This window comes from Psychrobacter sp. SWN149 (assembly GCF_015864565.1).
GTDB lineage: Bacteria > Pseudomonadota > Gammaproteobacteria > Pseudomonadales > Moraxellaceae > Psychrobacter.
In genome coordinates, this window is sequence record NZ_JADYWX010000001.1 from 37,715 (window position 1) to 61,045 (window position 23,331).

Consider the following 23,331-nt stretch of genomic DNA (forward strand, 5'->3'; position numbering starts at 1 on the left):
CCATACTTGACTTGGCAAAACGATTTATGAAGCCTACTCACTCTTCTCATATCCCATTATGGCTTGCCATTATCATGACGTTAGCCATGATAATCTTTGTTCGTGAATCAGCGGTTGTTGTTTGCCAGATAATAGGCATCGAAAAAGCCGCCAATATCGTTGGTCTGGTCGCCATGTTTATTATTTTGATGACGTGGCGACTCCTAAAAGGTTTGCCCAGCTGGGTCACCCAAGCCAGCAATACCTTGCTAGTCGATAGTGGCTTTGCTTTTTTGCCAGTCTCTGCTGGCGCAGGTTTATTGTTATTTGCGCTAGGCGATGAGCTATGGGGTGTGATGGCAACGATGTTCATTAGCACGCTGATACCACTATGGGGTCTTGCGATACTGGCTAACCGCTGGTTGAATCATAATACAAGTACCGATACCGCAGCTACCCATAGTGTGGGTACGCATAATACAAAGGAGCAGCCTTAAGCTGCGGAGATAAGTCATGGTTTTTGATAGCGTATTAATGGCTACCCTTGCAGCGATACTATTGACCTTATCGGCACATGTCATCGCACGTGTATTGGCACGTAAGATTTCATGGTTGCCAATGGTAATTACCGCATTGGCACTTGTTCTGTTGTTTTTGTTTCTCTTGCAATGGGATTACAATAACTATTACAGTGCGGCAAAGCCCTTGTTTGATCGTCTGTTGGGGTATGTCACTGTATTATTGGCAGTGCCTTTGGCGGCGATGAGCTTTAAAGGATTGCCCGTCAAAAAACTCATGTTAATCGTCACCATTGCGAGTCTCGTGGGGGCATTATTACCGATGTCATTGGCGTATCTGTTTTCACTCAGTCACGACACCATACTCGCCTTTGCGACGCGTTCTGTCACCACACCGATTGGTCTTAGCGTGGCAGACTTGATAAAAGCACCCTTAGCCATGGCCAATCTCATTATCATCGTCTCAGGTCTGATTGGTGGCGCTTTGGCTCGCTTTTTGTTCCGAGGTATCGATGATGACCGCGCCAAAGGTCTAGCACTTGGACTGGCAGCTCACGCATTCGGTACAGTAGAGGCATGGCAGATTAGCCATACGGCTGGACGATATGCAGCATTTGGACTGGCGGTTAATGGCTTAGTGACTGCTATCTGGGTGCCGATCTTTATAAGTGTGCTAGTTGCTTAAATTTTGCCTTTATTTGGCGCAGCTTGATAAAGACTAAGCCCTTTTTAATCCATTCAAAACTTAGTGCTCAGATTGAAGATACTCACTAGTAGGCATGACGTATCGACCGTTTGAAACAATATAGTATGTTGATTTATTTAACAAAAATAATTAGCGTTTACTCATTATCTTATCAATCTGATACGGCACAAAGTTATTATATGTTATAGTAAGCAACTATTATTTTTTGTATCTATTGCAAGCGGTTCATTGTCAGACATGATAATTGCTAAGCCACTTTACTCGCGATTGTCTATAAATTATATGCGTCTAGTGACCGCCTAAGCGCATAAAACAACGCGTTTGTAGGCAAAATAATTTGCTATTATTCTATAAAAAGTGATAACACTATGATAAATACTGCTACTTTGATGGCTCGCTGCTTATCCCCTATTTTATTAAGTGCCATTGCCCTCACCGCCTTTTCCGCAGCTCACGCAGGCAATATGTATATCTACAAAGACAAGGGTGGACAAGTACTACTGACCAATGTCAATCCTAGTGGAAATTTTGATAAGTTTACCAAAAAAGTAAAAGTGACTTATTATAAAGACTCTAAGATGTACGATGGCAGCAGTGACAGCTATGGCAGCAGCGCTGCTAGTAACAGTGGTAGCCGAAACGCTTATGACAGCTATATTCGTGCATCAGCTGAACGTCATGGTGTAGATCCTGGGCTAATGAAAGCGATGATGCACACAGAGTCAGCGTTCAATCCAAATGCACGTTCACCTGTCGGCGCACAAGGTCTGATGCAATTAATGCCAGCCACTGCTCGCCGCTTCAATGTGAGCAACCCTTGGAATCCTGCTGATAATATCGAAGGCTCAGCCAAATATATCGCTTGGCTGATGCGCCGTTTTGACAATAAAATTGAGTATGCTGTTGCAGGCTATAATGCAGGCGAAGGTAACGTCGATAAGTACGGTGGTATCCCGCCATTTAAAGAAACCCGTAACTATGTTCAAAAAGTCATGAGTCGCTATCACAGCTTATATAAGAATGATTCAGGACTGTCCGGCGCTAGCATGAATGCCAGTAACCAAACCGCAAGCAACAATAATGGTGCTATGCAGAATGTCAGCTACGGTACGAGTAGCAATGTCAATAGTGCCAGCTACTCCAACTCTGCTTACGATGCGCTACGCTAAGTCGAGCTTGGCTTATTTGCGTTATACTAGTCACTACGCTAGATTTAATAATTGATCGCCTCTCCAACAGCCAGACACAAAAAAGCCCGCTAATAGATTAACGGGCTTTTTTATGTCTGAAGACTCTATATCGCTTTACAGCGGCAATGATAAAGCCAAACTATGCGAATTAAATAAACCCGCACAGCCTTTTGCTAGACAACTCAATACTTACTTGTTAGCAGCCTGAGTAGCAGCAACTTCAGCAGCGAAGTCTTCTTGCTTTTTCTCAATGCCTTCACCAACTTCTAAACGTTTGAAACCTAGTACTTTTACGCCTTCAGCTTTTAGTACGTCACCAACTTTCTTTTCGTTGTCCATAACGTATGGTTGACGCAATAAAGTAACTTCTTCTAGGTACTTACGTAGGCCACCTTCGATCATTTTTTCAACGATGTTGTCAGGCTTGCCAGACTCACGAGCTTTTGCCTCGATGATGTCTTTTTCACGCGCCAATAAATCAGCAGCAACGTCTTCGTCATCTACTGCAACAGGGTTGAATGCAGCGATATGCATGGCAAGGTTTTTACCAGTGTCTGCAGCGCCACCTTCATAAGAAACCACTACACCGATACGTAGACCATGACGGTATGCAGCGATGTTTGCGCCTTCAAGTACTTCAACACGGCGAATCTGAATGTTTTCACCGATTTTTTGTACCAATGATACACGTGCTTCTTCGATGCTCTGGCCGTTACCATATGGCAATTCAGCGATAGCAGCAACATTGGTTTCGTTGTTTTCTAGAGCAATGTTAGCCACTTGCTCTGCAAAGGCACCAAAGTTTTCGTCTTTTGCAACAAAGTCAGTCTGGCAGTTAACTTCTAACAAGAATGCTTTGTTTTCGCCTTGAGCGATGATGATAGCGCCATCAGCTGCGATGTTACCCGCTTTCTTAGCTGCTTTAGCTTGACCAGATTTACGTAGGTTATCAATGGCAGTTTCAACATCACCGTTTGATTCTTCTAACGCTTTTTTACATTCCATCATGCCAAGACCAGTACGGTCGCGCAATTCTTTTACCATTTTGGCAGATACTTTTACTTCTGACATAAGAGTCACCTTAGTATTGTTATGTGTTGAGGTACTTAACTTTTGCTAGTTTCTGATTGGCCGGCTGCTGCTAGATATTGCTTTTCTGCGATAAAGACGCTCATTATGACATTTCATAATAGGTATTACCTCTAAGGAGAAAAGCATAGACGATAATACTCGCCCGCTAACGAGCTATCTAACAACAATAAGGCATGACGAGTAAAACTACATCATGCCTATTGCGAGCTTATATGCTGTCAGATGTTATATGAATGCTGATAGCGTTACTATCAAGACATCCTTACAACATTAAACATTTTATGTCAGCCACTTATTCTGCTGGAGTTGCTGCTTCTTCTGCTTGCGCTTCAGCTGGTGCTTCTTCAGTAGTAGCCGCTTGCTCAGCTTTGCCGCCAGCTTGAGTTTGTGCGTATTCTTTACCAGCAATGATTGCATCAGCCATAGAAGTTACATACAAAGTCACAGCACGGATAGCATCATCATTAGCTGGGATGATGTAATCAACGTTGTCTGGGCTAGAGTTAGTATCAACGATACCGATAACTGGGATACCCAAGTTTTTGGCTTCTTTGATAGCGATGGCTTCGTGATCTACGTCAACTACGAAGATTGCGTCAGGTAGGCCGCCCATGTCTTTGATACCGCCTAGTGAACGCTCAAGTTTTTCCATATCGCGAGTACGCTCTAACGCTTCACGCTTGGTTAGCTTAGCGAAAGTACCATCTTCTGCTTGTTTTTCAAGCTCTTTTAGACGGTTGATTGACTGGCGTAGTGTTTTCCAGTTAGTCAACATACCACCTAACCAGCGATGGTCAACATAAGGCATGCCAGCGCGTGCTGCTTGCTCACGGATGATGCCGCTTGCAGCGCGTTTAGTACCAACGAACAATACTTTGTTTTTCTTAGCAGCTAGGCCGTTGACGTAAGTCAATGCTTCGTTGAACGACTTTACAGTATGCTCTAAGTTGATGATATGGATCTTGTTACGTGCACCAAAGATATAAGGACCCATTTTTGGGTTCCAAAAACGTGTTTGGTGACCAAAGTGAGCGCCGGCTTGTAGTAAGTCGCGCATTTCGATTTTGGTTGGATTCTTTGTAGCCATGTGAAAATATCCTATTGGTTGGGTTATGCCTCCACATCACAAAAACGGCCTATCTAGCAACACGCATTTGCTATCAGTCAGTCGTTACTCATAGAGCACGGACTGCGCGCAAATTAATCAAGTCGCCAGACACCCAGCCATTTTTTGCCATGATGTGTGTGTCATTGGTTGGTTTAAAAAAGAAGCTATGATCAGATTTCAGAAATATTCTCAAACCTAAACTATAACGCAAATTATAAAATAGCTGCGCCGTATTTTATCACATAACTTACTGTAACCTCCAGCAGTTTATTAGCAGCATATCAATAAGATAAAAACAAAACATAGCGCTATTAAAATAAAAAAAGCGACACTGTTGCATCGCTTTTTTGGTTATTGCTTTATATCAATGCCCTACATTCAACTATGCAATACAAATCCCAATCACAGCCTTATAGCCATGCCATGTAAATGGCGTGATATAGCTTTGGCGGTCTTTTGGCAAATATGACACGCTTGGCGCACTCTCAACAATGTGCGGCGGCGAGATAATAAACTCTGAGCCAAATTCTGTACGCGCATTACCTGAGATGGTGTTGGCCATTTCACCCAACAAATCTTTCATCATCGTGATCGAAGAGTCAGGCTCACCCATCACTTTTATCACCTCTCGCAACATCGCGCTTGGTGCACTGACGTAGACGCATCCTTCAATTGGCCCTGATATTTTAATCACGCCACTATAGTCATAACCAATAGCGCTTTTATTGTCATTCAAATAAGGGGTGTCAAGAGACACTTTTGAGCCATCGATTTGTGCAAAAAACGCATTAATCGAGCTTAAAAACACACCCAGTTTTTCTACTTTAACCATAATATATTAATATCCATCTGTATTACGTGGCAGCAGTCTCATTAATCCTGCAAACAAACCACAATCTCGCCAACTTGCGAGTTCCAAGTGATGGGAATGATAAAAGAGCGCTCATCGTTCGGCAGCACGATACTTTGCGGTGCACCTTTGAACACAAATGGCACAGAAATATGAAACTCTGGGCCAAACTCTTTGCGGGCATTTCCTGCGATTGTATTGGCCACTTCACCAGCCAAATCTATATAGTTTTCATCGCTTTTATCCGTTTCACCCATGCTGTCCAATATAGAGGATAGCAGCTGACGAGTGGCCGAAAAATACACCACGCCCTTTTGTCCTCCAGATATACCGATCACGCCCGTATAATCATGGACTTTTGGCTGCTTGTTTTCTAACAGGTAAGGGGTATCAGCAACAAGCTCTTCTCCACCAAACTGGTCAAAATAATTACTGATGATGCTCAAAAAAATCTGTAGCTTTTGTTCTTTCATAATAACATCTGCTTTAGTCGATGAATGGTATTAGTCTTGCATCAGCTCATACAAAGACTCTACAAGCTCCTCTTCTGAAAAAGGCTTGCACAAAAAGCCGCTGGCACCCAGTGACAGGGCTTCGATACCAGTGGCTTTGTCAGACAATGCTGATACCACTAAAATACGGACTTCTGGGTCAATGGCAATGATTTTTTCAATACACTCCAGTCCATCCATTTGCGGCATGGTCAAGTCCATCGTGATCACATCAGGACGATGAACATTGAATTTTTCAATGGCCTGAACGCCGCTGGTCGCTGTCGCAACCAGCATAAACTGCCCTGAATCGTACGCGCGCTGAATACGGTTTCTAATAATATTTGAATCATCAACAATCATTAACTTATGCATAACTTACCTATTACCTTTAATGAAGTGCTTGTCGTCCCTGACAATATATTTACTGTTTTTAATTAAGCTTTGGGCAATGTGATCATAAACCGCGTCATCTGACCCAGTTCACTATTGACATTAAGCTTGCCACCATACTCTTTTACTTGTGCCTTGATGATATCAAGACCGACGCCGCGCCCACCATCTTCATCTGCGTGCTCTTTGGTTGAGAACCCAGAAGAAAATAGCTGCTTGAGTAAATCACCTTGACTGAGCTGGCTGGCCTCTTCTGTACTGAAACGACCTTCTTTGCTGAGCTTACTGCGGATGCTGTCATAGTCAATACCTTGACCGTCATCTTGCACAATCAGCATGATATCTGAGCCGTTTTCTTGCACTTCTAGGTCTATCGTGCCAGCGTTAGCTTTACCAGCTGCTTGACGGACACTTGGCTTCTCAACACCATGTACCACCGCATTACGCAGTAGTTGGATACTGATGTCTTTGATTGGTTTTACCAAATGTGCTGGAATATTTGCCTGTGTCAGTGTCTTGCTGTTTAGCTGTACTTGCTTGCCTTGTCTTGCAGCAATCTCGTGTGCAAACTCATTATAAAAGGACAAGGCATCATCGTCAGCTTCATTGTCTAAGTCGATATTTAAACCGCCATCAGTATTGAAACCACCAATCGACGTCTGTTTTGGCTGAGTACTCAAAGTGGCTGGTTTTTCATTCGTTGAGACAGGCGCTACTGCTGCCTTGCTCGCTGCTGGCGCTGAGCGGTTGATACGCTCACCTAGTGTGGCAATGGTATTTGATAGACTGAGTAAGTCATCCAAATGTACCGCTAATGGCAAGAAATCATTACCAGAGAGCTGGCCTTGATTTTGCAAGGCATGTAGCTTGTCTTCCGCATCTGAGGCAATTTTTGTGAAGCTATGCAGTTTTAGCGCAGAGGCCTCGCCTTTTAAGCTATGCATTTCGCGATAGATGGCTTTTAGCTTACCCTCAAGCTCGTACTGCGAGCTACCAGGGTTTTTTAAAATGTTATTCATTTTTTCGATGTGCGATTGCGTATTATCAATAAACTCGTTAATAATCTTTGGATTTACATTCAAGATCGTGGTGAGCATCTCAATCTGCATGTCGTTTTGCGAACGCTCTTTCTCTAGACGCTGTTCTAGATAGACGGCATCTGACACATCGTTGACGTTGACCAAAATACGGGCAATGTCTTTGTTGTCATAGACACGTGAAAATTTGAAATCCAAGAAGCGATTATCAAGATTTTTGTTGTCAGAAATATTGTGTAGCATGACTTTGTTGAGTGGGTTAAGCGAGTCCACCAATTTTTCTTTGACGCGTGGGTTATAGAGCTGCTCGATGAACTGCTGTGTGGTTTTTAGGTCTTTATCAGAGATACGGCCACGCAACACGTTGGTAAAGTTCTCCCCTGCCAGTCTGTCAGAGCCGATGATATTGTTCAGCGCCCGAGAATGCTGTTGACCAATGTTTAGGTCTTTATCAAGTAGAAATAGACCCGTGTTTACCGTTTCCATAATCTCTTGGGTTTCTTGACGAGCCGCCAACGCTTCTGCATCCGTCTCACGCAGACGACGCACAAAGAAGAATACGAAGATTAGGAAGTAGGTAAAGATTGCAATAACACCCAGTACCTGAATCAGACGAATGGTGGTCGCTTGACGTTCTGCACTGTTAAAAACATCTTTGGTCAGATTGTCTAACGAGTCGTTAATAAACAAACTTGATGTTTTTGCCTGTTCAACGGCCTGCGTCAGATTATCCTCAGAGGAAATCATGATGTTATCAGCATCTTTTAGGTATGCTTGAATCTTAGGCTCTAATGCTTTCCACTGCTCATTGGCAGCGGTGATGTTCACTTGTGCATCGCTATCGATGTTTGGTAAATCATAGCTACTACCTTCAGCATCTGTGATCGTACCGCCCTGCTCGATCGCAGCGATAGAGCTTGTGATAAGCACTGTATTTTCACCCAAGCGACTAAGCACACGTTGTATATGTGGAGAGTTGGTATCCTCCCCATAACTGCTGTCCAAATCGAACAGATCTTTGATCACAGCCTGTGCACTGTTGGCCACTTGGTTGGTTTGGTCGATTAACGCGGTATTTCTTTCTAAGAGATTTGAGGTATAAAACGTAAACGCTAGCAAAGCACCGATAAGCGATAAAAACAGTGCAATTGAAATAATAAGGCCTTGATAGCGCTTATTGTCAACATTGGGGATGGTTGCCATCTTCAGAATTCCTTAATTCGATTGCTTGGTGTTAGTGTCAGAGTCGCTCTTTTCAGCAGGTTCAGCTTCACCCAACCAACGACTCTCAATCTCTTTAAATACTCCCTTTTCTTTGAGCTTGGCGATACCTTCATTAACATTGTTAATCAGCTGGGTATTTTCTTTTGCCATCAATATCACTTGCTGCGCGGATGGCGCATCATCGGCCTCATAAGGCACAATCTTAACTTTGTGCTCAGGATACCCTTTCACAATGTATTGCAATACTGGCATGTCATATAAGAAAACATCGGTCTTGCCTTGCACTAAATCCTGATAAGCCAAAAACGCCGTCGATCTTGATACCAGCTCAACCGAACTGCCCATCTCTTTTAAAGTGTCTTCTTCTTTAGAACCTTCTAACGTACCCGCTTTCAAACCTTTTATGTCATTCAAGCCTTTAATATCGAACTTACCTTCCAAGTACATGATGGTCGCTGGGTTAAAGAAGTAAGGCGTTGATAAGCCATATCTGACGGCTCGATCATCTTTATAAGAGATACCTGATATGGCCAAATCACGTTTTCCTGATTCCACACTGTCAAACATGTCTTGCCAAGTCTCTTTATAAAACTCGACTTTAAAGCCTTGCTCCTCTCCGATTGCTCTAATAGAGTCAACGTCAGTGCCTTGCATGTTGCCATAGTCATCTTGGAATGAGAAAGGTGGTAAATCACCAGTCATCGCAACTTTTAATGTGGGTGCTGTGTCAGGCAATTGACTCACAAAGCTGTCTTTGTTTTCTGTCGCTGACGTACCTGTCGAATTTACGCTTTCTTGAGTAGCTGAGTTGCCACAGCCAAATAGACCAATACTCAATACCATTGGTAACATTCGATATAACTGCATCATAATAATCTGTCCTTGAAACTTAACGTGGTTATACATTTTAGTGAATGACAATCTAGCAATATTAAGTAATGTCTATACATATTTGCTTACAGAAAGTTACGTAGATAATACTTACCTAATTTTGTGATTGCAACACCAATGCAAGCTATTATTTACAAGGGTTTATATGCAATATTGTGCATATAAACTGTCAGCATTTACTTCTATCAAAGAAACTTTGTTTAATAATAAAAATAGATTTCTTGCTCTGTTTCATTAATTAAAACTAAGGCGTATTCTTATTTCGAAAATAGTGATAAAACTGAGATGAATTGAAACCAAGCAAGGAATAAATAAACTAAGCAAAATGACACCAACACTATTGAGACACTAGCAAGTTATTTGATGAAATTTGGCAAAGATTTAGTATTTTCAAGCCATTTAAAACGTCATGCTCGAATTAAGAATCTGCCCTAATAGACAAAAAAAAGCACCCACATGTACAAGACATATGAATGCTTTTTCACACCATTTAACGGTGGTAAAACCTATTGTTTAATCTGCATCGTCTAAATTGAGGTTACGATCTATCTTCCAAATCAAAAAAGAACCCAAACTCATAAGAGAAAACATCGCAATACCTACTTTGAGTACTGGGTTGACCGGAAATAGATTCAATAATAACCCACCGAAAATACCAACGGAAAACATCAGCGAACCTTGCAGCGCACTGGCCATACCAGCACGGCGTTTTTGAAATGCCAATGCAATGGCCGAGGCATTAGGCTGAGTGAGACCAAGCCCTGCAATACAAAAGAAAATACAAGCGAGTACCAGTGGCAGCCACGCATCAGTACCTAACAGCAGGCCTATTACAAAGAGCACCCCTGCCGACACAACCTGCATCATCGCGCCAAAGCGTAAAATACTTAAAATACGAAAGCGATTGGTGAGCCACTGGTTCAATTGGGTCAAGCCCACAAACCCTGCCGCGTTCATACCAAAGAGCCAAGCAAAATGGGTCGCCGACACGCCATAAGTGTCCATGATTAGCTCAGAGGCCGAGCTGATATAAACAAACATCGCACCCATCAATAACCCGCCCCCAATCGCTGGGTAATTGAAAGTGGGGTCTTTGAGTAATTCCCAATACTGGCTGAGCACTTCTCTGGCTGGGCGTACTGTGCGATTTTCTTCAGTGAGTGTCTCAAAAAAGAAAAACTTGGTGAGTAATAAATTTAACGCGCCAAACGCCGCCAAAAACCAAAAAATAGAATGCCAATCAAAAAACTGCAAAAATAATGCACCAAGTGACGGCGCTAATATGGGGGCTAAGCCCATTACCAAAATCATAATGGAGAATGCTTTTGCCGTTTGTTTGGCAGTCAGGCGATCTCGAATCGCGGCACGAGTAACTACTGCACCCACACACGCGCCCAATGCTTGCAAGGTGCGACCTGCAAACAGTATGTACTCATTGTTGGTGGTTGCACAGAGAATTGAGGCAATGACATATAGCGTCATACCTATATATAGCGGTTTGACACGGCCAACACGGTCACTAAATGGACCGTAGAATAACTGACCAAATACCAAACCCAAAAAATACGCGGGTACGGAGTTGGCCATAAAGGCAGTCGACACCCCAAAGTCATCTGCCATCGATGGTAATGCTGGCAGATACATATCAATAGACAACGGCCCTATTGCCACTATAAGCCCAAGCATCATAATCCATGCGATAGGCAAATCAGCAGAACGTACTCGTTCAGAGGCAAGCGGACTATTTGAGTGAGGGGGTTTTAGAGCAGACATAGTAAGGCCGTTTTTTATAGTGATTATTTTATTGTTTAAACGTCATTGTACTAGGCTCTCAACATAAAGAGCACCTATCCGCTATAGAAAAGCCAATATATCTAGGCTCATATGCAGGAACTCATATACAGAGAATACAATTTTAACGACAATAGTGCATTCTTACGCGCAGCGATGCAAGTAAGAATGCTATATCGTGCTCTTCGCTTACATTTCAATAGCGAAATAACGTCTATAAAACATCCTCTAACCATTCAAAACAATCGTGGCAATACATCAAAATATGTCTGTAGATATTGAGCATGAACTTAATCAGTGTATTTGCTAAAACAAGCTTCCTTAGTCGCAGTCACTTGGCCAAATGTGATCACAGAAACCTGTTAGCGGAACTGACGTTTACCGAATGCGGTACTGGCTTGCTTCGCTTTTCTGAGCGCAAGTTTGCGATTGCGACCAATCATCATCTTTAGCTGCCATACTTTTTCTTTGTATAGCGTGGTGGCAGGTTGCTCAAACATCGCGTTAATCACTCGTTTACTTGCCAGCACCGCATCAGGGGAGCGCTCTGCAAACTCAGCGGCAAGCTCAAGTGCCTTTTCAAGTGGCGTCTCGCTACAATGACTGATTAGACCCAAAGCCTTACCTTCATTGGCATCGATAACACGGGCGCTCATGGCAAGCTCTTTTAGAATATCCTCTCGTACAACACCAAATGCCGATTGGGTCAGTCCCATATCAGGTACCAAGCCCCACTTAGCCTCCATAATAGACAACTGGCAATCAGGATGGCTGATGCGCACATCACAGGCCAAGGCCAATTGAAGCCCTGCACCAATACAGTAGCCTTCTAGCACAGCGATGACGGGGACTGGCAGATCACGCCATACCAAACAGACACGTTGAAAAGCGCTTTGACTAGGTTTAATCAGTTCCCAAAACGCATAGGCACGGTTTTTAGGATGGTTTAGATCACTCAAGTCAATGCCAGCGCAAAACGTCTCCTCTGCTCCATTTAAAATCACTGCTCGTATTGTTTTGTCTTTGCGGATGCGACTCGCCACTGCAATCAGCTCATTGATGACCTTAAAGCTCATGGCGTTTTTTTTGTGTGGACGATTTATGGTGACCGTTAGTATGTTACTGGTGATACTAACTTGTAATGTCTCATACTGGTAACTTGCAATCGCGTTCATAACAATCCTTATTCATGAATAAAATAGATATAGCCCTCATACGCATAATATTAGCAGGCTTACCTCTATCCTGCCGTAGCAATAACTGACTGCTCTAGTCAGCGAACTGCTAAACCGCTACGGCGTTATCCTTCTTAGATGTACTATTTGTACAATCTGCAGTCGGTTGCCTTGTACCCATTTTAGATTTCTTTGACTATAGGGTACGATAGACAATGCCTAATGTCGCATATATAAGATGGTCATCTAAAGAACATCATCCAAATACCTCATGATTTTTCATATTATAGCCAGACAGCTATAAACTCTCTCATCCGTTAAATCATTTTCCACGTCATATCGTTTTCGCTCAAGCGATGATAATTAAGCTGAGAGTAAGAAGACAAATCCACGGCTTGCAAATTATTGAGTGCAGCTATCAGTGCCTCATAATAGGGTTCAATCATCGCAAACTGTACAGGTGTCGTATGCTGCACATTTAACAAGCACTTATCTTCTAGATCTTGACTGGCTTGGCGAAGCTGCGGCACTCCTGTATAGCGACTACCACCCAAGATACGGTGGGCTATTTGCGCCAACATATGACGGTCACCCGCCTCCCATGCTTGAGTGAGTGCCTGCTTTTCATCATCAATTGTGTCGAGCATCATAGTAATCAATTTGGCAGCCAGTTCAGGCTTGTTCGCTGAGCGAGTCAGCGCATCTTGCCAATCTAAAATATCAGAGGTGTCACTTTTACTGATATTGTCTTTACCTTGATCATTATTGACTTGCTCATATGCTTGTGAGTGAGTCGCATTGTCTCTATTATCGCTTGCGAGAACACTATCTGTTGGCTGCTTATGTAGACGCAGACTCTCATAGCGCGGCTGGGTCTCACGCGTTGTTTCTCGTCTGTAATCTTCACGAGGCTGGCTATCGCGCAAATAATCGTCACGGATTTTTTTCAATGATAGTGGACGGGTAATTTTGGTCTCATCTGACATATGAGAGGCCCGATGATGACCGCTGTTATTTCCTACTAGGACAGGATAACTGGCAGGTTTTTGACCGGTTGACTGAGCTGTGTCACTAGTGCTTGAGTCATTTTTTAATCCAGCAATGCCTTGCAAACCTGTATCTTGCCCATCAACATTATATGACGCCGTACTTTGTAGATTAGCATTTTGTAGATCAGAGCCTTGTAGGCCGTAACCTTGCAAATCACTGTTCGGTAAACTGGCATCAGACAGTGTAGCCAGTGGCGATGTGGTGCTCTTACGCCCTAGCCATTTTTGTAGCACTTGTAATAACTGAGGTTGGCTAATGGGTTTACCCACATAGTCATTGATACCGCTGGCAATCAGCTTGTCACGTTCATCAGCCAATCCATGTGCGGTCAGAGCAATGATAGGAATATGGCTATCAGAAGTCTCAATGTTTCGGATTTGCTTGGCAGCCTCGTGACCTGACATACGCGGCATCTGAATATCCATAAAGATCAGATCGATGCTGTTTTTATCTTGAGTGGCTAGCTTGTCATCCGTACTTACCTCTTCTGCATAAATCGTGTGATTTGGTTTTTTATTCAGCTCATCACGTGCTTCGGCTTTAGACAACTGTGTCTTATTCGAGAGACTTTGCGTGTCATTTTTTGCAGGTTTGATATTTTTGGTTTGCTGCTTACTGATGATCTCTATCGCATCGAACCCACTGCTCGCGGTGATAACATGGATGCCAAGCTCGCTCAATAACGCATCGAGCACTAATAGATTGGGCAGATGATCATCGACTGCCAGTACGGTCACCCCTTTCCAACGCGGTTCTTGAATGTTTTTGGGTTTATTGCGGTTTTGGGTATCGAGCATCGCGTAGAGCTGTCTTTTGTCTAGTGGCTCATACAGTATGTTGGCATGATAACGGTTCAGTAGAGCTTGGTCAGCGGCTACTTGATAGCCAAACACCGCAAGCTTGCCTTGATAATGCAGACGAATCTGTTTGAGTAACGCCATCATATCGTCTTGGGTATCATCATCCACAATGACCCAATCCCAATAGTTGCCGTACTCTTTTAGGGATTCAAGCACGCCTGGTAACGAGTTGGCTTGCGTCAGCTTAATCGGCAAATATTGCAGACTGGCCTTCAGTACTTGTATCGAAGCGGTATGGTTGATCCATACCAAGACATTGAACTCATCTGTGTCGCTGGCGAGTGGTGCTAAGACTGGTAGCTCAATCGTTTGACCCGTCGCAGCCTCTAGCACATCGACATGGGCTGGCATACGGAACCAAAACGTTGCACCTTGATTGGCGATGTTTTCTTGAGCATTGTCATGAAACCCAATATCGCCGCCCATCAAGCGTATTAACTGCTTAGAGATTACCAGTCCCAGTCCTGTGCCACCATATTGGCGGGTGATAGAAGGATCACCTTGGCTAAAGCTCTGAAACAGCATTTTTTGATCGGCAAGAGAAATCCCTTTACCACTGTCCTGTACGCTGATCATCAGATGATTGTCGCGGTGGTCGTCCAGACTGACACGTACCACCACATCGCCGCTATCGGTGAACTTTATCGCATTGCCTACGATATTGGTCAATACTTGTTTGAGGCGCAGCGCATCACCATTGATACGCATGGGTACATCGTTGTAAAACAGCACCGCCATACGCAGACCCTTTTCAGAGGACACAGGCGAGAGCATATCAACCACATCATAAATAGTGTCATACAGATCGAACTCATGGCGATCTAGCACCAACTTGCCAGCCTCAATTTTAGAAAAATCCAACACGTCATTTACCAAAGCGAGCAAATGCGCAGAGGATTTGCGAATGGTCTGTACATACAAGTCTTGTTCGGGATTGAGCTCACCATGACGCGCCAGCAAATTAATAAAACCATCAATACTGTTCAGCGGTGTGCGTAGCTCATGACTAATATTAGCCAAAAATGCTGACTTGGCTTGGCTGGTTGAGATTGCCGCATCACGCGCATTTCGAATAGAGATATTCTGCATCTCCATCTCATCAAATGCCAAACGCAGATCATCTTCCGTTTGTTCGGCATGGTCTTTTAGCTCCTGAAAACTCCGATGCAAACGGCGCAGCGTCCTGACCAAATCTTGCTGTAGCAAGTTAAGCTCACCATCTGACTCTACGGGCACAGGCTGGTATAGATTATCAACATGGGTACGCTGCAACTGCAATCGCAGCTCATAGATCGGCGCGATCCAGCGTTTTGAGTAGATGTTGAGGCTGAGCAATAAGATTAAGATGGTAAACAAACCCGTAATCACCAACGCCATCGCGATACGATAGCGGGCGATATACAGTGGCTCGTTGTCCATATCGACCAATAGCCATAGAGTCTCCCCTTCAAATTCGCCAAGCACACTGCCGTAGGCGGTGCCCACAGGCGTTGGTTTCTGTGACAAAAACTGCTTTGAGTCACTGATTAAAGGCCACTCTTCATTGAGCCCATACCCTACTGTTGCCAACACTTGATTGCTTTCATTGATGATAGCGATACGCTGTACATGCTGCTCAGACTGCATACGCCCCAGCTTGTCTTGAATACCCGTCAGCGTCGTCATCGCCGCTTGAGGCATGTTGCCGATATTACTTCCTGTTTGCTGTTGCTCTTGTTCTAATAGTTCAGGGATCAGTGCAGCAATGGCTGGTGTATAACGAATCAGCACCGCCTCCGCAAGCACCTCCTGCTCTGAGTCGCTTGCACGCATTGTCTCATGGAACACCAAAATACCGCCGACCGCGGCTAGTACACAGATAGGCAAAAACACCAGTATTATCAACTGACCATAAGCACTACTGGTATCAAAACGTTTTTTATATGCCATGCGAGCGTTACTCTCTACTAAGGGTGGTGCCGTGGATGTTGAGCATTGTTATCAGACGTCATTCAAAACTATCGAGTGTGATGCAAAACTGACTGGGTATCTCGTCGTATTTTGATGCTCTCAATGTACAGTACATGATGTATGGCGTGCAATGTGCAATTGTCTTAACAGGACTCTAGCCAACCTATCTACCAAACATCAGCAAATATAGTGACCATTCATCCTTGATGCGATAAGCGCAGCTGACAACAAAATGATATAATGACGCAACTTTTTATTTGCCACCATAAATCACTCATAATCATACCATCATGACATATGAGTGGGTGTTATAGCGCCTAAATGTTTTGCGTCACTTATCACCATAAACCAATATACAAAGTGGCTGACTCAAATTATGATCAAACAATAAAAACCGTGATCAGCCTTAATGCTTCATTTAAGTATTGTCGCTTAAATACTTTTGCTTAAATATAGTCACTTGAATACTGTCACTTAAAAAGAGACTCTCTAAAAATATATAAGGATACCTTATGTCTGCTACGGCCACGTCAAATGCCAACTTTATCACACAGACTACCACCCTCGCCGACTGTGTTGGTCAAACGCCACTGGTCAGACTGCAGCGTCTACCTGAGCACGAGCGCATCCAAAACGGTGCAATGCTACTCGCCAAGCTTGAAGGTAACAACCCAGCAGGTTCTGTAAAAGATCGTCCTGCCTTTAATATGATCTACCAAGCAGAACAACGCGGTGATATCAAGCCTGGCGATATGCTCATTGAGGCCACCAGCGGCAATACGGGTATCGCGCTAGCGATGGTTGCAGCGATGCGCGGCTATCCTATCACGCTGTTGATGCCAACCAATTCGACTCAAGAACGCAAAGATGCCATGATTGCGTATGGTGCGACGTTGATCGAAGTGGACGAAGGCATGGAAGCGGCTCGTGATTTGGCGCTGCAAATGCAAGCGGACGGCAAAGGTGTGGTATTGGATCAGTTCAACAACCCTGATAATAGCCAAGCACATTATTTGACGACAGGGCCTGAACTATGGGCTCAAACTGAAGGGAAAATCACCCACTTTATTAGCTCAATGGGTACGACAGGCACTATCACAGGTGTCTCTCGTTACTTGAAAGAGCAAAACGCAGCGATCAAAATTATTGGTTTACAGCCTGATGAAGATGCTTCTATCGCCGGTATCCGCCGCTGGCCTGCCGCTTATATGCCGGGTATCTATGATGCGGATTTAATCGATGAAGTGATGGATATCGATCAGCGTATTGCTGAAGTTTATATGCGTAAACTGGCCAAAACAGAAGGTATCTTTGCCGGTGTGTCTTCAGGTGCAGCCGCATGGGCAGCGACCCAAGTGGCCAAAAACAACCCCAATGCCGTCATTGCCTTTATTGTTTGCGACCGCGGCGATCGTTATTTGTCGACGGGCTTATATAATGTTGACGACAGCGATACGGACAACAGCGCAGAAATTAATTAATGTACAAAAACGCCGTTTAGTAATGTTAATTTAAAAGAAGTGCAAAGCAACCAAGTGCAGATATAAACCTAATACACCAAGCAAGGTTAAAATTGTCATTCTTTTATAATAGATTAACTATAAGCTTATAAATAGTCAGGATTATCTATGTCACAAGCGCTACCATCCGACCCTATATTAGTCTTTGATATTGAGACAGTTGCCGATGTCGATGCAGCACGCCGTATCTATCCACAACTGGCTGAGCTCAATGATGCAGATGCCCTAAGCGCGCTGACAGCCATACGCATGCAAGAGGCAGGACATGATTTTATGCGCTTGCCGCTACAGCGTATTGTCTGTATCTCTGCCTTATATATAAAAGATGGTAAGCTGTCCATGTTTTCGTTGACTGCCGATAAACTCAGTGAACAAGAAATGCTTGCCAAGTTTTTTCGGGCGTTTAATGATACCAAAACCCTGCCGCAGCTGATTAGCTGGAATGGTTCAGGCTTTGATATTCCTGTACTGATATATCGTGCGATGCAATATGATTTATCAGCGCCATGGCTGTTCGAGGAAGGCAAACGTATCAAAAACATGCGTTTTGACAACTATGTCAACCGCTTCCACACGCTCCACCTTGACCTGATGGATCGGTTTAGCCAGTATGGTGCTAGCCGCCGCGAAGCCATGGATATTGTCGCAAGTTTATACGGATTACCGGGTAAAACAGACATCGATGGCAGTATGGTTGGCGCACTGGTCAATAATGACGATTGGCAGACGCTGTCCATATACTGCGAGTCTAATGTCATGAATACTTGGCTTATTTATCTACGCTGGTTACGTCTGACAGGACAGTTATCTTCACAGGACTTTGAAGCGTGGCAGCAGCAAAGCCTTGACTATCTTACTACCTACATTCAGGTAGAGAACGTACCGCGTCATAAAGCATTTATTGCTGACTGGTCATCGGCACCCAAATTGTAAAACAGCACTACTGGTTATCTTTACCCCCTATTTTTAGTTATTTATCATTTATTATTGAGGCAGGTTTATGCAACCCACCGATTCAAACACAGCGACAGCATCTGATGCGACGTCACCCGCCAACGATAGCCAAACCATCATCGTTCCACCAAGTAAGAAAAAATCTAAGCCTTCATCAAAAACACGTCGTCGTCTAAAAGATGCAGAACCGATTCCTTTTACTATTGAAAGATTGTCGCATGATGGTCGCGGTGTTGCCATCTATGGCAATGGCTTTGGGGTTGACGATGGTCATGCTGAAGACAAGCATGGCAAAACAACCTTTGTCAGTTTTGCGCTACCAGGTGAAAGCGCATTGGTCAAAATAACCAATAGCCGTGCCAGTTTTGAGGAAGGTGATGCAATCAGCATCACTGCCAACCCAAATCCTGAACGTACTGTACCGCCTTGCCCTCATTTTGGCGTTTGTGGTGGTTGTAACTTGCAGCATTGGCAGCCAGACAGTCAAATCAACTTCAAACAATCTGTATTGGCCGAGATGCTGATTCATCAAGCTAATGTCGAACCTGACAACTGGCTTGCCCCTGTGGTTGGTGATCGACTCGGCTATCGTACTAAGGCGCGTTTGGGCGTGCGCTATGTCGTCAAAAAAGAAACTGCGCTGGTTGGTTTTCGTGAGCGCTCAAGTAACTTTTTGGCAGAGCTAAATGAGTGCCATATCCTAGATCCGCGTATTGGTTTTGAGATTGAAAACCTAAAAACCCTTATCAGCACATTAGAGAGCCGTGACAAAATTGCCCAACTTGAGCTGGCCATGGGTGAGCAAATGCCTGAGCTGCCTGATGGCAATCAGCCGGTTGCTCTGATCGTGCGTAATTTAGAACCTTTGTCAGATGCTGACATAGATAAGTTAAAGGTATTTTTTGCCGCGCGCAATTGGCAGCTGTATCTACAGTCTAAAGGCGTCGATAGCATTCAACGTATTGCCTTGACGGATGCGGATGATTTGAGCGAGCAGTTTGGTCGTTTATATTATCAACTGCCAGAATATGATCTGACCTTTGAGTTTATCCCTACAGATTTTACCCAAGTCAATCTATCGGTCAACCGTCAGATGACTAAACTGGCTTGTGACTTGTTGGACTTAAAACCAGGTGAGCGAGTACTGGATCTATTCAGTGGTTTGGGCAACTTTAGCTTACCACTCGCGCGACTCGTCGGTGAGACTGGTTCAGTGGTTGGCGTCGAAGGCAGCGAAGCGATGACTGAGCGTGCCGCGACCAATGCGCGTCGCAACGGCATCAACAATACTGAGTTTTATAGCCAAGATTTGACACAGGACTGTACTGACCAGCCTTGGGCCAATCAGGGTTTTGATGCATTATTGATTGATCCGCCGCGTTCTGGCGCTTGGGACATTATGCAGTATTTACCAAAGTTCAATGCTGAGCGCATCGTTTATGTCTCTTGTAATCCAGCAACCCTCGCACGTGATACCAAAGCCTTGTTAGAGCAAGGCTATCGTCTGACGCATGCTGGCGTGATGGACATGTTCTGCCACACAGGTCATGTTGAATCTATCGCTCGCTTTGAAAAAGTAGCGGGTTAATAGTAACTGTTATCGATTGATTGCTATGAATTGATTTTGGCTTAAGTAATGTTAGTTAGATTGCTATAAAGGTGTCAGAATAGCCATCTTTATAGTGATACAGCTCTAATCGAAATATGTCAGAATTTTTATCAATAAATAGCGACTATCTGGCTTAATTAACGGCAGTCATTACAGACCCTTGCTTGATTTGTCGTTTCAAAGTGAGATAATAGTAAACAATCTTCTTATATTTTAAAGAAGGTTTTCAGAAGTATTTGCACCCGTAGCTTTATATATTTTACGCGCATCTTATGGCTGCTAAAAATGACATTTTTAGCAGTTGTATTGGTTTATAGCTAGCACTTTATGAATCGTCAATTCAAAGTGTGTGCATAGTAGATGAGGTTATAATCAATTCAAAATAGCTAAGAGGAGTCGGCTATGGTAAAAATTCGTGAAGGATTACCACTCGTGGATGGACAGACCACACAGGCCGATAGTGCGACACTTGCCGCGCAACTGGTGGCGAGCCAACGCTCTCAGCAGTCTGCCAATAGTTACGCCCAAATTCCCCTCGATATCAAATACCAGCTGGCCACTCATAAGCTACATACAACTTTTGATCGCTCAGCAGCGCACCATTATGACGGTTTGGATCCTACATTCGACGATGGGTATTTAGACAACACCGATGCAGGCGCAAACGAAAGCACAGAAACGATTGACTTAGACCAAGCCAATATCGATGTGCCTACTTGGCTAAACAATGTCGCTAAGCGTATCGGACAAGAGTCTGTGCCTGAGCTGAGTGCTGCCTGCGAGTTTATCCGTAGTCATATGAATACGAGTGAGTCTGAGCGCTCAGGTGCGTATGTCACTGGTATTGGTATGACCGACATATTGACCTATCTCTATCAAGACGAAGATGCGCTGGTCGCAGCAATGCTCTATCGTAGTGCACGTAAATCTATCATTAGTCTCTCTGAGATCGAAAAAAACTTTGGCCCAGATATTTTAACGCTCGTCAAAGATACGCTCGCGATGGGTAAACTGTCGGAGATTATTGAGAGTAATAAGCGCCTAGAGGATCATTTCGCCAATAACCAGCGCGATCAGCTATCCAATATCTATAGCATGCTCATCTCTGTTACTAATGATGTGCGCGTGGTGCTCATCAAGCTGGCTGAGCGCACGTTTGCGATGCGTGAATTGACATTTTCTAATCAAGAGCGCCAAACTCGCGTCGCCCGTGAAGTCATGACTATTTATGCACCATTAGCGCATCGATTGGGCATCGCACAACTCAAGTGGGAACTTGAAGACTTGGCCTTTCGTTATCTGGCTCCTGACAGATATAAAGAAATTGCCAAACTATTGTCAGAAAAACGTAGCGAGCGTGAGGCTTATATACAGCGTGTGGAACAAAAGCTTAACGAATCATTGGCCAATGCCAATATCGAAGGCGAAGTGTCTGGACGTGTCAAACATATCTACTCTATCTATCGCAAAATGAAGCTCAAAGGCTTGTCGTTTGATCAGCTTTACGATATCCGCGCATTACGCGTATTGGTCACCAATCCGTCAGACTGTTACCATGTTCTAGGCTTGGTACATGGTCTATGGCGCTATATTCCTGAACAGTTTGATGACTATATTACCAATCCCAAATCCAATGGCTATCGCTCTCTACATACGGCAGTGATTGCAAAAAACAAGTCGCTTGAAGTACAAATTCGTACCCACGAAATGCACTTCGAAGCTGAGCTTGGTATGTGCGCGCACGTCAATTACAAAGAAGGTCTAAAGAATAAAAAAGACAACTACCTAAACCAGAGAATCAGCTCGCTGCGTCAACTGCTTTCTATCAATAACGACACTCGCAACCAGCCGCGTTCTGCTTTACTGACAGGTGAAGAGATAGATGACACAGAGTTTGATGAAGAAGAGCAACTCGTTGATTTTGATGAGCTCGAACGCATCTATATCTTTAGTCGTGATGGCGATATCACCGAGTTACCAAAAGGCGCGACGGTTCTTGATTTTGCCTACTATGTGCATACCCAAGTTGGTAATCGTGCGCAAGCAGCTCGCGTCAATCAGCGCTATGTGCCGCTGACCTATCAGCTAAAAACGGGGGAGCAAGTTGAAATTATCACCAAGGCCTCACGTGAGCCCAATAGGGATTGGTTGGTCGCGTCATTGGGTTATATACATACCAATCGCGCGCGCTCAAAACTGCGTCAATGGTTCAACAAACAAGACCGTGATAAGAATATTGAGATAGGTCGCCAAATGCTCAGCAAAGAGCTTGAGCGTTTATCCGTCCACCCCAATAGTATCGATTTGAATGACTATATTCAGCATTTTCATGTCAATACGACAGACGACATTATCGTTGGGCTGGTGACAGGCGAGATTGGTCTCAACCAGTTGACCAGTCATATCTCTCGGCAATTACATTTAGAACCTGAGAGTCCTCCAGAAGACTTTGTACTGAATGTCGACAACAAAGACACAGGCAAACCTGGTGCTTACAAAATCCATATCGATGGACTCGATAATATCGAGATGCATTTGGCAGGCTGTTGTCATCCTGTACATGGCGAGCCCATTACAGGTTATATCACCTTGTCACGAGGTGTCAGTATTCACAACCGTGGCTGTCCAGAATATCTACGTTTAATTGAGCGCGATCCTGAGCGTAAAATAGAAGCCGCTTGGCAAGTACAAACTGGTCGTTATCAACCCGTTGATATCCATGTGGAAGCATACGATAGACGCGGTCTATTGCGGGATTTAACACAGATTATTGACAAAGAAAACGTCAATATCCGTCAAGTTCAAACGCTGAGCAATGATGACAATATTGCCTTTTTAAAATTTCATATTGAAGTCTCAGGGCTGGCTCACTTATCTAAACTGTTGGCAAAACTAGAGCAGCAACATGGTATCTTACATGCGCGCCGTGCGGTTGTTTAACAT

17 protein-coding genes are annotated in these 23,331 nt (G+C 44.0%); 7 read left to right on the forward strand and 10 right to left on the reverse strand.

Features of this window, described 5'->3' with window-relative positions:
• Positions 1-26: 26 nt before the first annotated feature.
• The 3 genes from I6E86_RS00165 (at position 27) to I6E86_RS00175 (ending at position 2,372) form a co-directional block, all read left to right on the forward strand.
• Positions 27-476, forward strand: coding sequence for a CidA/LrgA family protein (locus I6E86_RS00165; RefSeq protein WP_197174564.1), 450 nt, complete (start codon positions 27-29; stop codon positions 474-476).
• 16 nt (positions 477-492) lie between these two features.
• Entirely contained in the window at positions 493-1,182 is a 690-nt protein-coding gene (locus I6E86_RS00170; RefSeq protein ID WP_197174565.1) for an LrgB family protein, read from the forward strand.
• 389 nt (positions 1,183-1,571) lie between these two features.
• Positions 1,572-2,372, forward strand: a complete 801-nt coding sequence (locus I6E86_RS00175; protein ID WP_197174566.1) for a lytic transglycosylase domain-containing protein — start codon at positions 1,572-1,574, stop codon at positions 2,370-2,372.
• Between the two features lie 210 nt (positions 2,373-2,582).
• Here I6E86_RS00175 and tsf read toward each other — a convergent pair whose 3' ends face one another.
• From tsf to I6E86_RS00225, 10 genes are all read right to left on the reverse strand, one after another.
• The gene (gene tsf / locus I6E86_RS00180) at positions 2,583-3,464 is read right to left on the reverse strand and encodes a translation elongation factor Ts (RefSeq protein WP_194363698.1); all 882 of its coding nucleotides are present in this window, start codon (positions 3,462-3,464) and stop codon (positions 2,583-2,585) included.
• A 313-nt stretch (positions 3,465-3,777) separates the two neighbouring features.
• Complete coding sequence (rpsB, locus tag I6E86_RS00185; protein WP_194363697.1) at positions 3,778-4,572, reverse strand: 30S ribosomal protein S2; 795 nt, start codon at positions 4,570-4,572, stop codon at positions 3,778-3,780.
• Between the two features lie 403 nt (positions 4,573-4,975).
• On the reverse strand, positions 4,976-5,425 hold the full coding sequence (locus I6E86_RS00190) for a chemotaxis protein CheX (protein WP_197174567.1): 450 nt from the start codon (positions 5,423-5,425) through the stop codon (positions 4,976-4,978).
• Positions 5,426-5,466: 41 nt separating this feature from the next.
• Positions 5,467-5,916: a chemotaxis protein CheX gene (locus I6E86_RS00195; protein ID WP_197174568.1), complete on the reverse strand. Its 450-nt coding sequence runs from the start codon at positions 5,914-5,916 to the stop codon at positions 5,467-5,469.
• Positions 5,917-5,946: 30 nt separating this feature from the next.
• On the reverse strand, positions 5,947-6,309 hold the full coding sequence (locus I6E86_RS00200) for a response regulator (RefSeq protein WP_045443633.1): 363 nt from the start codon (positions 6,307-6,309) through the stop codon (positions 5,947-5,949).
• A gap of 62 nt (positions 6,310-6,371) precedes the next feature.
• Positions 6,372-8,567, reverse strand: a complete 2,196-nt coding sequence (locus I6E86_RS00205; RefSeq protein ID WP_197174569.1) for an ATP-binding protein — start codon at positions 8,565-8,567, stop codon at positions 6,372-6,374.
• Positions 8,568-8,579: 12 nt separating this feature from the next.
• Positions 8,580-9,458: a transporter substrate-binding domain-containing protein gene (locus tag I6E86_RS00210; protein WP_197174570.1), complete on the reverse strand. Its 879-nt coding sequence runs from the start codon at positions 9,456-9,458 to the stop codon at positions 8,580-8,582.
• A 534-nt stretch (positions 9,459-9,992) separates the two neighbouring features.
• Positions 9,993-11,252, reverse strand: coding sequence for a multidrug effflux MFS transporter (locus tag I6E86_RS00215; protein WP_197174571.1), 1,260 nt, complete (start codon positions 11,250-11,252; stop codon positions 9,993-9,995).
• Positions 11,253-11,632: 380 nt separating this feature from the next.
• Positions 11,633-12,445, reverse strand: coding sequence for a crotonase/enoyl-CoA hydratase family protein (locus tag I6E86_RS00220; protein ID WP_197174572.1), 813 nt, complete (start codon positions 12,443-12,445; stop codon positions 11,633-11,635).
• A 317-nt stretch (positions 12,446-12,762) separates the two neighbouring features.
• Positions 12,763-16,284 carry an ATP-binding protein gene (locus I6E86_RS00225; RefSeq protein ID WP_197174573.1) on the reverse strand — a complete coding sequence of 1,174 codons (3,522 nt, stop codon included), beginning with the start codon at positions 16,282-16,284 and terminating at the stop codon, positions 12,763-12,765.
• 533 nt (positions 16,285-16,817) lie between these two features.
• Here I6E86_RS00225 and cysM point away from each other — a divergent pair.
• From cysM to I6E86_RS00245, 4 genes are all read left to right on the forward strand, one after another.
• Positions 16,818-17,786 carry a cysteine synthase CysM gene (gene cysM / locus I6E86_RS00230; RefSeq protein WP_197174574.1) on the forward strand — a complete coding sequence of 323 codons (969 nt, stop codon included), beginning with the start codon at positions 16,818-16,820 and terminating at the stop codon, positions 17,784-17,786.
• Between the two features lie 147 nt (positions 17,787-17,933).
• Positions 17,934-18,758 (forward strand): 3'-5' exonuclease, encoded by an 825-nt coding sequence (locus tag I6E86_RS00235; RefSeq protein WP_197174575.1) that lies wholly within the window; start codon positions 17,934-17,936, stop codon positions 18,756-18,758.
• A 67-nt stretch (positions 18,759-18,825) separates the two neighbouring features.
• A complete protein-coding gene (gene rlmD / locus I6E86_RS00240) occupies positions 18,826-20,367 on the forward strand; it encodes a 23S rRNA (uracil(1939)-C(5))-methyltransferase RlmD (protein WP_197174576.1) in 1,542 nt (513 codons plus the stop codon).
• Positions 20,368-20,790: 423 nt separating this feature from the next.
• Positions 20,791-23,328 (forward strand): RelA/SpoT family protein, encoded by a 2,538-nt coding sequence (locus tag I6E86_RS00245; protein ID WP_197174577.1) that lies wholly within the window; start codon positions 20,791-20,793, stop codon positions 23,326-23,328.
• The last annotated feature ends 3 nt before the right edge of the window (positions 23,329-23,331 follow it).